This is a genomic window from Amycolatopsis sp. cmx-8-4 (genome assembly GCF_046548675.1).
Classification (GTDB): domain Bacteria; phylum Actinomycetota; class Actinomycetes; order Mycobacteriales; family Pseudonocardiaceae; genus Amycolatopsis.
Genome location: NZ_JAEBDZ010000023.1, coordinates 17974 through 33244 on the forward strand (window position 1 = coordinate 17974; position 15271 = coordinate 33244).

Sequence of the window (15271 nt, forward strand, 5' to 3'; positions counted from 1 at the left end):
GGAACACGCGGCGGAGAATCGTTGTCGTCACGAATCCCACGTTACCGAACACGTGTGCGAACACCATCGCTAAACCGGGTGATCCTCGCGAGCGCCGCGCACAGCGAGATTTCCGTTGCGGCGCAAGCGAATCAGCAGCTCAAGAGCAACAAGAAGCCCCCGATTTCCAGGCTACCGGCGGGCACCGACAGAACCGGAATCCGGCAGAACCGGAATCGTCACCAGGTGACCGGCAGTGAATGGACGCCGTAGACCAGCATGTCGTTCTTGAACTCCAGCTCCTCGACCGGAACCGCCAGCCGCAGCGGGGGAATCCTGCGGTAGAGCGTGCCGTAGACTACCTGCAGCTCGACCCGGGCCAGCGTCTGGCCGAGGCACTGGTGCACGCCGTAGCCGAAGGCGACGTGGTGGCGGGCGCCGCGCGTGACGTCCAGCTCGTCCGGCGTCTCGAACACCGAGTCGTCGCGGTTCGCGATGTCCGAGGCGCCGATGATGCCGTCGCCGGCGTGGATGACCTGGCCACCGAGCTCGAAGTCTTCGACGGCGACGCGACGGCGGCCCGAGTGCGTGATGTTCAAGTACCGCAACAACTCTTCGACCGCGCTGCGCAGCAGTTCCGCGTCGCCGGACCGGACCAGGTCCAGCTGGGCCGGGTTCTCCAGCAGCGCCACCGTGCCGAGCGCGATCATGTTCGCCGTCGTCTCGTGGCCCGCCACCAGCAGCAGCTGGCCCATCCCGGCGATCTGCTCGGCGGTCATCGCGCCCAGTTGCGAGACCGCCAAGCGGCTCAGGACGTCGTCGCCCGGGGACACCGCTTTCTTTTCCACCAAGCGGGAAAGGTAGGCGAGCAGCTCGTCGGTGGCCTTCACGGCCTCTTCGGGCGACGCGTCCATCGAGATCATCACCTTCGTGATGTCCTGGAAGAACTCGCGCTCCTCGTACGGCACCCCGAGCAGCTCGCAGATCACCAGCGACGGCAGCGGCAGCGCGAACGCCGGCACGAGGTCGACCGGCTTCGGGCCCGCCAGGAGGTCGTCGATCAGGTCGTCGACGATCTTCTGGATCGCCGGGCGCAGCGCCTCCATCTTCTTGACCAGGAAGTCGCCGGTCAGCAGCTTGCGCTGTGCCGCGTGCTCGGCGCCGTCCATGTTGATGAACGACTTGACGCGGTTGCGCCGCGCCGCCGATGCCGCGCTCTGGTGCGGGTAGCCGGGCCGGTCGGAGTCGGCGCTCACCCGCGGGTCACGCAGGATCGTGCGCACGTCTTCGAAGCGCGTCACCAGCCACGGCGTGCTGCCGTTCCACAGCTTGACGCGGGAAACCGGTTCGTCACGCTGCAGTTCCCCGAGCTCGGCCGGCGGGTCGAAGGGACACCGCCGGGTCATCGGAAAAGCGGGCACACCGTCCGTCATGAGGACCTCCCGAAGCCGCCGCACAGTTCGACAAGAAATTACATAGCTATGCTAAGCATCTTGTCGCGACTCCGCCACACTCCGTTCAGGCGACAGCGGGAAGATCACACGAACACGAGTGAAAGCAGCTCGTCGACGAACGGCTCCACCAGCTCGGCCCCGGTCCGGTGCAGCACGCTGTGGAACAGCGCGACCCGCCCGTGCGCACCGACGAACACCACCGCGGCCGCGCGACCCGGCGAAACCCGCAGCGGGTGGCCGGCTTCGACGCACCGCTCGAACGCCGCGGCCAGCCCGTCGATGACGTCCAGCAGCGGCCCTTCCGCGCGCGCGTCCGGATCGGGCCGGGACGCTCCGTTCGCGAGCATCAGCCGGTAATGTCCGGGATGATCCATCGCGAACGCGCAGTAGGCGTGGATCTGCGCCCGCACCCGGCCGACGACGTCGGTCTCGCCGAGCGACTCCTCCGCCGCGCGCATCGAGTCGCGCAGCCGCGCGTATTCGTAGTCCAGCAGCCCCTGCACGAGTTCCGCGCGGTCGCCGAAGTGCTGGTAGATGCTGGCCGGGGCGATCCCGACCGCGCGGGCCACCCCGCGGATCGTCAGCCCGTCCTCGCCGCCGAGCTCGGCGAGCAGCCGGGCGGCGGCCGCGAGGATTTCTCCGCGCAGCCGATCCCCTTCGCCCCAACGATTCCTGGTACGGCCGATTCCCGCGTTGTCCGGCACCCGCCCATTCATACGCCGGTGGCCGCCGCGGCCGCGTTCCGGGGGTCCCGGAATGACCATGGCGGCCACCCGATGTCCTAAGTGGACTCAGGCGGTCAGGCTCGGGTACAGCCCGGTCAGGTCGCCGGAAAGCCCGGCGCGCACCCCCCGGCTGACGTCGTCGGCGAGCACCTCGTAGCGGCCCTGTTCGACACCTTCGAGAGCGAGACCGGCCACGACCGCCGGGTCGACCTTCGGGCCGTCGATGTGCTTGGCCATGTCGGTGTCCATGTACCCGACGTGCAACGCGGTCACCTGCGTCTTCTGCGACGCCAGTTCCAGGCGCAGCGCGTTGGTCAGCGACCAGGCCGCCGACTTCGCCGCGGAGTAGGCCGCGACCTGCGGCGCGGTGAACCAGGACAGCACCGAAAGGACGTTGAGCACGGCGCCGCCGCCGTTGCGCTCCAGGATCGGCGCGAACTCACGCGTCACGGCCAGCGTGCCGAAGTAGTGCGTGTCCATCTCCAGCCGGATGTCCTCGAGGGACCCGCCGAGCACCGATGCCCCGGTGGCCGAGCCGGCGTTGTTGACCAGCAGCGTGACGTCCCCGGCGATCGCGGCGGCGGCGCGGACCGATTCGGGGTCCGTGACGTCGAGCCGCAACGGGATCACTCCCGGCAGGTCCACCGACTCCGGGTTGCGCGCGGCCGCGTAGACCTTCGCCGCTCCCCGTTCGACGAGGGCGGCCGCGAACTGCCGCCCGAGCCCGCGGTTGGCCCCGGTGACCAGCGCCACCGCACCTGTGATCTCCATGTCGAACTCCTCTCGCGTCTGACTTGCTCGTTGCAAGCTAACTACCGGCGACCCTACGGCGTAAACTTGCTCCAAGCAAGCCAGCTCGAAGGGATCACACATGAGCCGTCGCATCACCTGGGAGGACGCCTCCTGCCCGATCGCCCGCGCCGCCGACGTCCTGGCCGAGCCGTGGACGCTGCTGATCCTGCGCAACGCCACCGCGGGCACGACCCGGTTCGAGGACTTCCGCAGCGAGCTCGGCATCGCCGACAACGTGCTGACGACCCGGCTGGGCAAGCTCGTCGACCGCGGGCTGCTGACGAAGCTCCCCTACCGCGACGGCGGCCGCACCCGGCACGAATACCGGCTCACGCAGGCCGGTTCGGACGCGTTGCCGGTGCTCCACGCTCTCGGCGCGTGGGGTGACGCCCACACCGATTCGGTGAGCGCGTACGGCCCGATGAAGCTCGTCCACACCGGCTGCGGACAGCTCACCCGGCCGGGCGCGAACTGCGACAGCTGCGGAAAACCGCTGGTCAGGGACGATCTGACGTGGCGCGGATCATGGCTGAGCGAAGGTGAGATCCCGCTGGCCGAGCCGATCTCCTGAGCCCGGCGGGGCATCCTCGTATGCGTGGCAGCGCATGTCAACACTGCAAAATGGTTGGTAAATCACCACTAAACACGCAGTACGAAAGTCGGGTCACAAGCGGCGCCTGGATACGTAAATTCGGACCACAGCACACGCAAACCCGGCAAATTCCCCACAGCTGCCCTACCGCGAGGAGCCGTCCCGATGTCCAGGAAGTACTTGCTGCCCGGAGCCGCTGTCGCACTGGCGATGATCGCCACCCCGATGACCGCCGCCCCGGCCTTCGCGGCCCCGGCCCAGGCCGAAGCGGCCACGATCGTCTACTACGACACCTCGGACGCCCCCACCTTCCGCGCCCAGATCAACGCCGGCGCGGCGAACTGGAACGCGGCGGTCTCGAACGTCAAGCTCGAAGAAAGCTCCTCGGGCGCCACGCTGCACTACACCGAAGGCAACGACCCGCAGGGTTCGTACGCCCAGACCGACGGCCACGGCAGCGGCACCATCTTCATCGACTACACGCAGGCCGAGGAGTACAACCAGACCCGCATCACGGCCCACGAGACCGGTCACGCGCTGGGCCTGCCGGACCACTACGAAGGCCCGTGCACCGAGCTGATGTCCGGCGGTGGCCCCGGCCCGTCGTGCACCAACGCGAACCCGAACGCGGACGAGTCCGCTCAGGTGGAATCCCTGTGGGCCAGCGGTTTCCGCGCGGCGGCCGGCACGCCGACCCGCATCTACGAAGTGACGATGCCGGTCAAGTGACCCGCAGCTGACGTCGTCGGGGGAGGCCGCACCGGGCAACCGGTGCGGCCTTCGCACGTGACGGAAGGGTCGACACGCGTGATTGCGAAGCCGACACGCGTGATTGGCGGGTCGACACGGCGTTCAGAGGCGGGAGACCAGGCGGTCCCGGGCCACTTCCAGGTGGGCTGTCATCGCCTTGCGGGCGCCGGACGCGCTGCCCGCGACCAAGGCGTCCACGATCGTGCGGTGCTCGGCGATCGTCTGCTCACCGAACGGCTGGTTGTAGTTCAGCCGGAAGAAGTGCAGGTGGCAGTGGGTGCGAGCGAACGCCTGCTCCACCGCGACGTTCCCGGCCAAGCGCAGGATCAGCTCGTGCAGCCGGGCGTCGTGCGCGGTCAGGGCCTTGTAGTCGCTGTACGCGTCGTCGACCAGGGCCGCCGGGCACGTCGCCAGTTCGGCTTCCAGCGCGGCGACCCGCGAGTCCGACATCGCCGCCGCCGCCAGGGCCGCGGACGGCGGCTCCAGCAGCAGCCGCAGCGCGTACATGTCGTCGACTTCCTTGCGGTTCAGCAACTCCGTGACGCGGTAGCCGCGCAACGGCAGCCGGCTGACCAGCTCCTCGGACTCCAGCCGCGCCAGTGCTTCGCGCACCGGCGTGCCGGAGACGCCGAGCTCGCGGGCGATCTCGTCGATGTTCACCCGCGCGCCCGGCTCCATGCCGTCGTTCATGATCAGCGCCCGGATCTGCTCGTAGACGCCGTCCGCCAGCACCTGCCGGTTCGGCAGTGCCTCGAGCCGTCGTCCGGAACTCACCCTGACTCCCTCGTCGTTGGTGACTACAGGCTACTGCTTGCCCAGGATCTGGCTGCTCTTCCGCGCCATCTCCGCGAAGACATCGTCGCCGCGCTGGTGCGCGAAGTACGCCTCGAACAGCGGCCGTTCCGCGTCCTGCAGGGCGGCACCGTTGCCGTAGACGACGGCCGGGATGAGTGAGCCGTCCTTCATCATCGTGGTGAACACCGACAGATCGACGCCCTGGCCCTGCATCGCCGTGGCCTTCCCGGCCGCGTCAGCTTTATCCAATTGGGCCACCGGGATCGACGGGAAGAACGTGCCGCTCGCGCCGGCAGCCGACTGGCAGTCCGGCGAACCCATGTACGAGACCCACTTCCAGGTCAGGTCGGGGTTCTTCGTGCCCGCCCAGATGTTGTTCTCGTTCGAGTTCGACAGAAGCGCGCGCTTCCCGGACGGCCCGAGAACGGTCGGCGCGATCCCGACTTTCACGCCCGGCAGCTTCGCGAACGTGCCCGCCGTCCACGAGCCGGCCGTCTCCATCGCCACCTTGCCCGAGCCGATCAGGTCGGTGTCGCTTGTCGGCCGGCCGCCAGCCGGCGGTCATCGCGAACGAGCTCCACGTCGACTCGCCGATGAAGTCCCGCGAGGCGAGCTGGCCGGTGCCGAAGGTGGCGACGTGGTCCTTGTCGAAGCCGGGCTGGTCGCCGCGGACGCCGTTCTTGTCGACGCTCAGGTGCGCCGCGACCTTCTCGAACGTCCCGCCGTCGTCCGTGATGGTGTTGACGTTGTAGTGGAGCCCGGTCGCGGACCAGTCGAGCGGCAGCGCGTACTGCTTGCCGTCGGTGAACTTCCACGAGTCGACGCCGACGGAGAACCGCTTGAGGTCGAACTTGTCGCGGGCGACGAGGTCGTCCAGCGGCAGCAGCTGGTGCTGCGCGGCGTAGGCCTGGAAGTACTGGACGCTGTTCTGGAACGCGTCGGGCGCGGTGCCCGCGACGAACCCGGCGGTCAGCTTGGTAGGCCGCCGCCTGCTTGTCGTCCCAGGTCCACCAGTTGACGGTGTTCCCGTTGCCGCTCGCCGAGCCGCCACCGCAGGCGGCCACCAGCGCTCCCAGCGTCGCCACCAGGCCGATCGCCAAAGTTCTCATCAGTTCACTCCATTGTGGATGGTCAGGGCCGCAGGATCGGCCGGAACCCTTCGAGCACCGCTTGGACGTCGTCCGCGCCGCCGGCGTCGTGGCCGTTGTATTCCCAGACGCCGATCTGCTTCGGGCCCTTGTAGGCGTGGTAGGCGCCGAACACCGTGGACGGCGGCACGATCCCGTCCATCAGCCCGGCGGAGAACCAGGCGGGCGCGGTGGCGCGGGCCGCGAAGCCGACGCCGTCGAAGTAGGACAGCACCTCGAACGTCCGCGCGACGGCGTCCCGTTTGTCGGCCAGGTACCGCGTCAGCTCGACGTACGGCCGCTCCCCCGCGATCAGGCTGGCCCGCCGGAAGTCGCAGAGGAACGGGGCCTGGGCGTGCAGCGCGGCGACGTCCGGGACCAGCGCCGCCGCGGCCAGCGCGATGCCGCCGCCCTGGCTGTTGCCGAGCACCGCCACCCGCGCCGGGTCGACGACGTCGAGCGCGCGCACGGCGTCCACCGCGCGGGCCGCGTCGGTGAAGATCCGCCGGTAGACGTAGGTTTCGCGGCTGTCGATGCCGCGCGTCAGGTGGCCGGGGTACGCCGGTCCGCTGCCGACCGGGTCGGGCGTCACGCCGCCCTGGCCGCGGACGTCGACCTGCAGGTGCGCGTACCCGGCGGACGCCCAGGTCAGCTCCTGCAGCGCGCTCCCCCGGCTGCCGCCGTAGCCGTGGAACTGGACGATCGCGGGCCGCGGGCCCTCGACGCCGCGCGGCCGCCGCAGCCAGGCGCGGACCGGGTGGCCGCCGAAGCCGGCGAACGTCACGTCGAAGACGTCGAGGGTCCGCAACGGCGTCTCGACCGGCGTGACTTGCAGGGCCAGGTCGTGGTCGCGGGCGTCGTCGAGGGTCGACGTCCAGAACTCGTCGAAGTCGGCGGGGGCGGCGTAGTCGCTGCGGTATTCCTGCAGCGCGGCGAGACCGAGGTCGGTGAGCATCAGAGTCCTTTCAGGACGGTGGACTCGCCGGCCCGCAGCCGCAGCTCGGTCTCCCGGCCGCGGTGGCGCACGCGCACCACGTCGGCCGGGTCGCCGGACAGCCGCCGCAGCACGGCGTAGACCAGCTCACCTTCGCGCCATTCGAGGTCCACCGCGAGCCCACCGCGGCAACGCAACCCCCGCGCCTCGCCGTTCGCCCACTCCGCGGGCCGCGCCGGGAGCAGCGTCACGACGTCGTTGTGGCTCTGCAGCACCAGTTCCGCGAGCCTCGCCGTGAACTTCGCCGCGAGGACGTCCGCCTGCTGCAGGACGTGCTTTTCGGTGAGCCAGCTGGCCGAGCCGACTGGGTTGACGCCGGGGTAGTTCGTCGACTCGAGGCTCCAGCTGCTCCAGCCCAAGTACGGCTTCTGGGCGAGCGGCTACTGCCGGTTCTCCCGAGCCGGGGCCGTGAGCAGGCCCGCGAGCACCGTCAGGCCGCCGAGGACACCCAGGGCCCGGCTGACACGGGAGGCTGCCGTTGACCACTCCGTCGAGGTCGGGGGAACTATGTCAGACATCGGAGGACCACGGCCCGTATCGCGAGAACCATGGATCCTATAGGATCGACGACTGACGGTTCTGACTGCACAGGCCCGATGCTGTCAACGACCTGACTCGGACAAAGATCTGATGAATCAGAAGTTGTCGGGGGTGGCGGTTAGGTTCGAAGGATGTTGACCACGCTGGCCGTCGAGAACTACCGCTCGCTGCGCGACCTGGTGCTGCCGCTGTCCGGGCTGACGGTGGTCACCGGGCCGAACGGCAGCGGCAAGTCGAGCCTGTACCGGGCGCTGCGGCTGCTGGCGGACGCGTCACGCAACGGCGCCGTGGCGGCGCTGGCCCACGAGGGTGGGCTGCCGTCGACGCTGTGGGCCGGCCCGGAGACGATCGGGCGGTCGGTGCGTGAGGGGCGCACGCCGGTCCAGGGCACGGTGCGGACGAAGGCCCGCGGCCTGCGGCTGGGGTTCGCGGGCGACGAGTACGGCTACGCGCTCGACCTGGGCCTGCCGCAGCCCCTGGACACGATGTTCAACCGGGACCCGGAGTTCAAGCGCGAAGCGGTGTGGTCCGGCCCGGTGCTTCGCCCGTCGGCGTTGCTGGCCGACCGCTCGGGCCCGGCGGTCCGCACGCGGGTGGCGTCCGGCAGCTGGGGCGAGGACGTCCACAAGATCCGGTTGACCGACAGCATGCTGAGCGAGTTCGCCGACCCGAGGGCGTGCCCGGAGCTGCTGGTGGTCCGCGAGCGCATCCGTGGCTGGCGGTTCTACGACCACTTCCGCACGGACGCTCTCGCGCCGGCGCGCCAGTCCCAGATCGGCACCCGCACGCCGGTGCTGTCCCACGACGGCGCCGACCTGGCGGCGGCCCTGCGCACGATCATCGAGATCGGCCGGGCTTCGGAGCTGGACGCGGTGGTGGACCAGGCGTTCCTGGGGTCACGCCTGGAAGTGGTGGCACCGGAGGGCCGGTTCACGGTCCGCTTCCACCAGCACGGCCTGCTGCGCCCACTGGAAACCGCCGAGCTGTCGGACGGGACTTTGCGGTTCCTGCTGTGGGTGGCGGCCCTGCTTTCGCCGCGTCCCCCGGAACTGCTGGTGCTGAACGAGCCTGAGACCAGCCTCCACCCGGATCTGTTGCCCGCGTTGGCATCGCTGATCGCCGTCGCGGCGAAGGAAACCCAGGTGGTGGTGGTCTCGCACGCCCAGCCGCTGATCAGGGCGTTGTCGGAGATCGCGGAGGTGGGCGAGGTGGAGCTGGAGAAGGAGTACGGCGAGACCAAGCTCGTCGGCCAAGGACGGCTGGACCGCCCGTCATGGCACTGGCCCACCCGCTGAAGTCTGTCCCCAGAGGGTCGGCTCGCGTACCCAGAGAGTCGGTTCGTGAGCCGACTGCCCAGGTACGCGAACCGACTGCCTGGGTACGCGAGATGACCGTCGGGGTACGGGGTCCAACGGCCCTGGTTCTCCGGGTGAGCTCGGCGCATGGTGGGTGGAACGTCCGCCCTGCCCGAAAGATCCCGATGATGCGCCACTTCACCGCCGCCGGCGTGCTGGCCGTCGCCGTATTGACAGCCGCCTGCTCGCCGACCCCCACCGCGCAGCGGCCTCAGCCGGTGCCGACCACGGTCACAGCCGAGCCGGTGACCGTCACGGAGACCGTGCCGACCACGGTGACCAGCGTGGTCACCGGTACCCGAGGAGTCGGTTCGCGTACCCGGAGGGTCGGCTTGTGAGCCGACTGCTCAGGTACGCGAGACGACCGTCGGGGTACGTGAGGCGACCCTCTGGGTACGTGAGTTCGCTGAGCGGGTACGGGTCAGCGGCCCTTGGTGCTTTCGCGGATTTCCAGTGCGAACGGTGTCTGGACGTCCTGTGGTGGCGCCGACTTCTCCCCCGTGATGCGGCGGTGCACCAGGTCGATCGCCGCTTCCGCCAGTGCGGTCTTGTCCGGGGCGATCGTCGTCAGCGCCGGTAGGGAGAACGCGCTCTCTTCGTTGTTGTCGAAGCCCACGATCGCGACGTCCTCGGGCACCCGGAGCCCCAGCTCCGCCACCGCACGCAGCGCGCCGATCGCCAGGAGGTCGTTGAAACAAAAGACCGCATCAGGCCGGGAAGGCAACGCCAGCAACGACTTCATCGCCGCCGCTCCATAACCTCGGTGCCACTTCTCGGCGGGGGCCACCAGGGAGTCCGAATAGGACAGTCCCGCGTCGGCCAGCGCGGACCGGTAGCCCGCCAGGCGCTGGGACGACGTCCCGCGCGCCGGGTTGCGGCCGATCGCCGCGATGCGGGTGCGGCCCAGGGAGGCCAGGTGGGACACCGCCACGTGCGCGGCCAGGACGTTGTCTATCGCCACGTGATCGATGGGGACGTCGACCGCGTGCTCGCCCAGCATCACCAGGGGGATTCCGCCCGGTTCGTCCGGAAAATCCGCGGCCTCCAACGCCTCCGGGTGGACCAGCGCGCCGTCGACCAGGTGGGGACCCAGGGAGGACAGCGTCTTGCGCTCGCGCTCCCGCGTGCCCTGGGTCTGTTCGATCAAGACACTCCAGCCGCGCTTCTGGGCCGCGGTGATGACCAGACCGGCCAGTTCGCCGAAGTACGGGATGGACAGCTCCGGCACCATCAGCGCCAGGAACCCGGTGCGGCCGCGGCGCAGGTTGCGCGCCCCCACGTTCGGCCGGTAACCCGTCGCCGCCAGGGCTTCCTCCACGCGCCGGCGGTTCTCCGGCTTGACGAAGGCATAGCCGTTCACCACGTTCGACACCGTCTTCACCGACACTCCGGCGAGCGTGGCGACGTCCTTGAGCGTCACGGTCACGGGCGATCCCTTCACATCGGCGTGAGCCAGAGCATAGCGACAATTTGCCGGTTTACAACGTTGTTCCAACGATGTAAAAAGTACCTCAAGGCTCCCGCGGTGACTCCGATCACCCCGGTGAGCGGGCCACCACCGTCGCTGCCCGAGGAGTCGCTGTGCCGCTGTCCACCCGTCCCCGCCTGGTCCTGGTCACCGCGGCCGCCGCCGCGCTCACCCTCACCTCCTGCACCGCCCGGGAGGAGACCCCGGCCGCACCGTCGAACGGCGGTGGGCCGGCCGCGTCCGCCTCTTCCGCCGCGCCCTCCGCCGACGGCTGCACGCTGGCTAAGACCGGCTACCCCAAGATCGACCCGAAGACCGCGGTGATCGGCTTCTCGCAGTCCGAAAAGGAGGCCAACCCCTTCCGGATCGCCGAGACGCAGTCCATTCGCGACCAGGCCGCGAAGCTCGGCATCCCTGCCGACAAGCTGCTCGTCACCAACGCCCAGAGCGACCTCAACCGGCAGATCAGCGACATCAAGTCGCTGCTCGACCGGGGCGCGCAGCTGCTGATCGTCGCGCCGCTGAACTCCGACGGCCTCCAGCCGGCGCTCGACGCCGCGAAGGCCAAGAAGGTCCCGGTCGTCACCGTCGACCGCAAGGTGACGTCGGCGCCGTGCACCGACTACCTGACCTTCATCGGCTCCAACTTCGTCGAGCAGGGCAAGCGCGCGGCCGACGCGATGGTGAAGGCGACCGGCGGTAACGGCAAGGTTGCGATCCTGCTCGGCGCGTCCGGCAACAACGTGACGACCGACCGCACCTCGGGCTTCAAGGACGAGCTGGCCAAGACGCCCGGCCTGTCCGTGGTCGCCGAGCAGACCGGCGAGTTCGACCGGTCCAAGGGCCAGGCCGTGATGGAGCAGCTCATCCAGAGCCACCCGGACCTCACCGCCGTCTACGCCGAGAACGACGAGATGGGCATCGGCGCCGTCAACGCGCTCAAGACCGCGGGCAAGGCGCCGGGCAAGGACGTCAAGGTCGTCTCGGTCGACGGCACGCGCAACGCCGTGCAGCTGATCGCCGACGGCAGCTACAACGCCGTCATCGAGTCCAACCCGCGCTTCGGCCAGCTCGCCTTCGACACGCTGCAGAAGTTCGCCGACGGCCAGCCGATCGCGCCGAGCATCGTGATCACCGACGACCAGTACGACGAGTCCAACGCGGCGCAGAAGGTCGGGAACGCGTACTGATGACCGCAGCCACCGAAGAGGACGTCGCGATGACGACCGCACCGGTGCTCGAGGTGGTCGGGGTGACCAAACGGTTCCCCGGCACCCTCGCGCTCGACGACGTCAGCTTCCGGCTCGCCCCCGGCGAGGTGCACGCCCTCGTCGGGGAGAACGGCGCCGGCAAGTCGACGCTGATCAAGGTGCTCACCGGCGTCTACCAGCCCGACGAGGGCGAGGTCCGCCACCTCGGCGAGCCGGTGACGTTCAAGCGGCCGATCGAGGCGCAGCGGGCCGGGATCTCCACGATCTACCAGGAGGTCAACCTCGTCCCGCTGATGAGCATCGCCAGCAACGTCTTCCTCGGCCGCGAGCCGCGCACCAAAGCGGGGCTCGTCGACTGGTCCAAGATGTACGCCGACGCCCGCGAGTTGCTCAAGGGCTACGGCATCGACGACGACGTCAAGCGCCCGCTGCACACCCTGGGCGTCGGCGCGCAGCAGATGGTCGCCCTCGCCCGCGCGGTGTCGACCGAGGCGAAGGTCGTCATCATGGACGAACCGACGTCGTCGCTCGAACCGCGTGAGGTCGAGACGCTCTTCCAGGTGCTGAACCGGTTGCACGCCGAAGGCATCGCGATCGTCTACGTCAGCCACCGGATGGACGAGCTGTACCGGGTCTGCGACAGCGTCACCGTGCTGCGCGACGGCCGTGTCGTCCACAGTGGACCGCTGGCCAAGCTCCCGCGCATCGAGCTGGTGTCCCTGATGCTCGGGCGCGAGATCCGCCAGATCCGTGAGGAAGGCGTCACGGCGTTCGGCGAGGAGCACGACGTCGAGCGCGAACCGCTGCTCAAGGCCGAGCACCTGTCCGGCATGCGCCGGCTGCACGACGTCTCGGTCAGCATCCGGCCCGGCGAGGTCGTCGGCCTGGCCGGGCTGCTCGGCTCGGGCCGCAGCGAGACCGCGCGGGCCATCGTCGGCGCGTTCCCGCTCGACGGCGGATCCGTGCTGCTGGCCGGGAAACCGCTCAAGAAGGGCAAGGTCGCGGCGGCGATGCGCGCGGGCATCGCGCTGCTGGCCGAGGACCGCAAGACCGACGGGATCATCCCGAACCTGTCGGTCCGCGAGAACATCGTGCTCGCCGCGCTCCCGACGCTCTCGCCGTTCGGCCTGGTCAGCAAGGCCAAGCAGGACAAGGTCGTCAAGATCTTCATGGAGCGCCTGCGGATCAAGGCCGCGAGCCCGGAGCAGAAGGTGTCCGAGCTGTCCGGCGGCAACCAGCAGAAGGTGCTGCTCGCCCGCTGGCTCGCCACCGGCCCGAAGATCCTGCTGCTCGACGAACCGACGCGCGGCATCGACGTCGGCGCCAAGGCCGAGGTCCAGGCGCTGATCGACGAGCTCGCGCAGGAAGGTCTCGGCGTGCTGCTCATCTCGTCCGAGCTGGAAGAGCTGATCGACGGCTCGGACCGCGTCGTCGTCCTCCGCGACGGCTCGGTGGTCGGCGAGCTGACCGGTGACGGCATCACCGAGGAAAACGTCCTGGCCGCGATCGCAGCGGAAGGTGACAACGATGTCTAGCGCCACCCTGACCAGGGCACCGGACCGGGCCAAGGTCACCGCCTGGCTGCAGAACTACGGCGTCTACCTGGCCGTCGTCGTGCTGCTGCTGTTCAACGTCTTCTTCACCGAGAACTTCCTGTCCGCGGCCAACTTCCGCACGCAGCTGGTGCAGGCGGCGCCGGTCTGCATCGTCGCGCTCGGCATGGCGCTGGTGATCGGCACCGAGGGCATCGACCTGTCGGTCGGCTCGGTGATGTCGATCGCCGCCGCGCTCATCCCGCTCTACCTCGGAGCCGGACCGCTGACGGCGGTCATCGTCGCGGTGATCGCGGGCATCCTGTCCGGCCTGTTCAGCGGCTACCTGGTGGCCTACCTGGGGATCCAGCCGATCATCGCGACACTGGCGCTGCTCGTCGGGGGCCGCGGGCTCGCGCTCGTGATCGCGCACGGCCAGCTCGTCCAGCTGCGCAACGAGGACTTCCTGGCGCTGGGCACGGGTGACGTCCTCGGCGTGCCGGTCATGGTCATCGTCGCGGGGGTGCTCGCGGTGCTGGCCGGGCTGTTGGTGCAGCGCACGACGTTCGGCCGCCAGCTGGTCGCCGTCGGCGGCAACCGGACGGCCAGCTCCCTGGCCGGACTCCCGGTGAAGCGCGTGCTGGTCGGCGTCTACGTCATCTCCGGGGCGCTGGCCGCGGTGGCCGGCGTGCTCGCGACGTCGCGGCTGGGTGCCAGCGACCCCAACGACCTCGGGCTGCTGATGGAGCTGTCCGCGATCACCGCGGTCGTCGTCGGCGGCACGCCGCTGACCGGCGGCCGGGTCCGCGTGCTCGGCACCGTGTTCGGCGCGCTGCTCATGCAGCTGGTGCACGCCACCCTGATCAAGCACAACCTGCCGGACTCGACGGCGCAGATGGTCCAGGCGGCCATCATCGTCGTCGCCGTCTACGTCGCCCGTGAGCGGAGCCGCAAATGACCGCCACCCAGACGACAGCTCGCAACGCCGCGTTCGCCGGGGTGCTGCAGCGCCAGGGCGCGGCCGTCGTGCTCGTGCTCGGCCTCGCCGCCGCGTGGTTCGCGTTCCCGCGCTTCGGGTCCGCGGACAACCTGCGCGACCTCGCGCTGCAGGGCTCGTTCCTCGCGGTGATCGCGCTCGGCATGACGTTCGTGATCATCTCCGGCGGCATCGACCTGTCGGTCGGCTCGAACTACGCGCTCGGCGGCGTGCTCGCCGCGTACGGCGCGCAGTACGGCCTGCTCGTGGCGCTCCTGCTGCCGCTGGTGGTGTGCTCGGCGATCGGCTTCCTCAACGGCGTGCTCATCGCCCGCACCGGGATGGCGCCGTTCATCGTGACGCTGGCGACGCTGCTGTTCGCCCGCGGCCTGTTGCTCGCCATCACCTCCGAAGGCGCGACGACGTTCAAGATCGCGCCCGGCTCGGCGATCCTCTGGCTCGGGCAGGGCACGATCTTCGGCATCGGCGTCCCGGTGTACCTGACGCTCGTCCTCTTCGCGCTCGGCGGCGTGCTGTTGCGGCGCACCGGGTTCGGCCAGTCGGTGTTCGCCATCGGCGGTGCCGAGCAGTCGGCGCTGCTGATGGGCCTGCCGGTGGTCCGCACGAAGATCGCGCTCTACACGCTGAGCGGCGCCCTCGCCGGCTTCGCGGGCATCCTCACCGCCGCGTACCTGCAGTCCGGCGTCACGGTGATCGGCGTCGGCACCGAGCTGGACGCGATCTCGGTCGTCGTCATCGGCGGCACGCTGCTCACCGGCGGCGCCGGGACGATCGTCGGCACGCTCGTCGGCGTGCTGCTGCGGGTGCTGATCCAGAACGTCATCAACCAGGTCGGCACGCTCGACTCCAACTACCAGACGGTGGTGAGCGGGGCCTTCCTGCTCATCGTCGTGGTGATCCAGCGCCTGCTGGCCCGATCCCGAACCCGCTGAGCCCCGTTCCCCCGATCAGGAGGTCTCA

General features: G+C 69.7%; 15 protein-coding genes and 2 pseudogenes. 7 read left to right on the forward strand and 10 right to left on the reverse strand.

What is annotated here, in order from left to right; all coding sequences use genetic code 11:
- Window positions 1–218 precede the first annotated feature (218 nt).
- The 3 genes from ACLJQZ_RS35885 to ACLJQZ_RS35895 form a co-directional block, all read right to left on the reverse strand.
- The gene (locus ACLJQZ_RS35885; protein WP_410624592.1) at window positions 219–1412 is read right to left on the reverse strand and encodes a cytochrome P450; all 1194 of its coding nucleotides are present in this window, start codon (window positions 1410–1412) and stop codon (window positions 219–221) included.
- A 104-nt stretch (window positions 1413–1516) separates the two neighbouring features.
- Complete coding sequence (locus ACLJQZ_RS35890; RefSeq protein WP_410624769.1) at window positions 1517–2080, reverse strand: TetR/AcrR family transcriptional regulator; 564 nt, start codon at window positions 2078–2080, stop codon at window positions 1517–1519.
- Between the two features lie 144 nt (window positions 2081–2224).
- On the reverse strand, window positions 2225–2929 hold the full coding sequence (locus ACLJQZ_RS35895; RefSeq protein ID WP_410624594.1) for an SDR family oxidoreductase: 705 nt from the start codon (window positions 2927–2929) through the stop codon (window positions 2225–2227).
- A gap of 100 nt (window positions 2930–3029) precedes the next feature.
- Here ACLJQZ_RS35895 and ACLJQZ_RS35900 point away from each other — a divergent pair, with 100 nt between their 5' ends.
- Complete coding sequence (locus ACLJQZ_RS35900) at window positions 3030–3521, forward strand: winged helix-turn-helix transcriptional regulator (RefSeq protein WP_410624596.1); 492 nt, start codon at window positions 3030–3032, stop codon at window positions 3519–3521.
- A gap of 186 nt (window positions 3522–3707) precedes the next feature.
- Window positions 3708–4271, forward strand: a complete 564-nt coding sequence (locus tag ACLJQZ_RS35905; protein WP_326955688.1) for a snapalysin family zinc-dependent metalloprotease — start codon at window positions 3708–3710, stop codon at window positions 4269–4271.
- A gap of 123 nt (window positions 4272–4394) precedes the next feature.
- On the opposite strand, the gene ACLJQZ_RS35910 is transcribed toward ACLJQZ_RS35905, so the two are convergent.
- The 6 genes and pseudogenes from ACLJQZ_RS35910 to ACLJQZ_RS35935 all read right to left on the reverse strand — a co-directional run bounded on the left by ACLJQZ_RS35910 (window position 4395) and on the right by ACLJQZ_RS35935 (window position 7567).
- The gene (locus ACLJQZ_RS35910; RefSeq protein WP_410624598.1) at window positions 4395–5066 is read right to left on the reverse strand and encodes a GntR family transcriptional regulator; all 672 of its coding nucleotides are present in this window, start codon (window positions 5064–5066) and stop codon (window positions 4395–4397) included.
- A 30-nt stretch (window positions 5067–5096) separates the two neighbouring features.
- Window positions 5097–5336, reverse strand: coding sequence for a hypothetical protein (locus tag ACLJQZ_RS35915; protein ID WP_410624781.1), 240 nt, complete (start codon window positions 5334–5336; stop codon window positions 5097–5099).
- Window positions 5337–5384: 48 nt separating this feature from the next.
- Window positions 5385–5588, reverse strand: a pseudogene (locus ACLJQZ_RS35920) (sugar ABC transporter substrate-binding protein); the annotation flags it as partial.
- Window positions 5589–5808: 220 nt separating this feature from the next.
- Window positions 5809–6138: pseudogene (locus ACLJQZ_RS35925) on the reverse strand (extracellular solute-binding protein); the annotation flags it as partial.
- Between the two features lie 80 nt (window positions 6139–6218).
- Window positions 6219–7169, reverse strand: coding sequence for an acetylxylan esterase (locus ACLJQZ_RS35930; RefSeq protein ID WP_410624600.1), 951 nt, complete (start codon window positions 7167–7169; stop codon window positions 6219–6221).
- On the reverse strand, window positions 7169–7567 hold the full coding sequence (locus tag ACLJQZ_RS35935; protein WP_410624602.1) for a glycoside hydrolase family 95-like protein: 399 nt from the start codon (window positions 7565–7567) through the stop codon (window positions 7169–7171). The genes ACLJQZ_RS35930 and ACLJQZ_RS35935 overlap by 1 nt, the downstream gene beginning before the upstream one ends.
- Window positions 7568–7879: 312 nt before the next feature.
- On the opposite strand from ACLJQZ_RS35935, the gene ACLJQZ_RS35940 reads away from it, so the two are divergent.
- Window positions 7880–9043 (forward strand): AAA family ATPase, encoded by a 1164-nt coding sequence (locus ACLJQZ_RS35940; protein WP_410624604.1) that lies wholly within the window; start codon window positions 7880–7882, stop codon window positions 9041–9043.
- Window positions 9044–9524: 481 nt separating this feature from the next.
- On the opposite strand, the gene ACLJQZ_RS35945 is transcribed toward ACLJQZ_RS35940, so the two are convergent.
- Window positions 9525–10529, reverse strand: a complete 1005-nt coding sequence (locus ACLJQZ_RS35945) for a LacI family DNA-binding transcriptional regulator (protein WP_410624606.1) — start codon at window positions 10527–10529, stop codon at window positions 9525–9527.
- 155 nt (window positions 10530–10684) lie between these two features.
- Between ACLJQZ_RS35945 and ACLJQZ_RS35950 the strand changes: the two genes are divergently transcribed.
- Genes ACLJQZ_RS35950 through ACLJQZ_RS35965 form a run of 4 tightly spaced genes read left to right on the forward strand, consistent with a single transcriptional unit; the run spans window position 10685 to window position 15243 of the window.
- Window positions 10685–11761: an ABC transporter substrate-binding protein gene (locus ACLJQZ_RS35950; protein WP_410624608.1), complete on the forward strand. Its 1077-nt coding sequence runs from the start codon at window positions 10685–10687 to the stop codon at window positions 11759–11761.
- On the forward strand, window positions 11761–13317 hold the full coding sequence (locus ACLJQZ_RS35955; RefSeq protein WP_410624610.1) for a sugar ABC transporter ATP-binding protein: 1557 nt from the start codon (window positions 11761–11763) through the stop codon (window positions 13315–13317). The genes ACLJQZ_RS35950 and ACLJQZ_RS35955 overlap by 1 nt, the downstream gene beginning before the upstream one ends.
- A complete protein-coding gene (locus tag ACLJQZ_RS35960; protein WP_326946514.1) occupies window positions 13310–14272 on the forward strand; it encodes an ABC transporter permease in 963 nt (320 codons plus the stop codon). Before ACLJQZ_RS35955 ends, ACLJQZ_RS35960 begins: the two co-directional genes overlap by 8 nt.
- Entirely contained in the window at window positions 14269–15243 is a 975-nt protein-coding gene (locus ACLJQZ_RS35965) for an ABC transporter permease (RefSeq protein ID WP_410624613.1), read from the forward strand. Before ACLJQZ_RS35960 ends, ACLJQZ_RS35965 begins: the two co-directional genes overlap by 4 nt.
- Window positions 15244–15271: the final 28 nt, after the last annotated feature.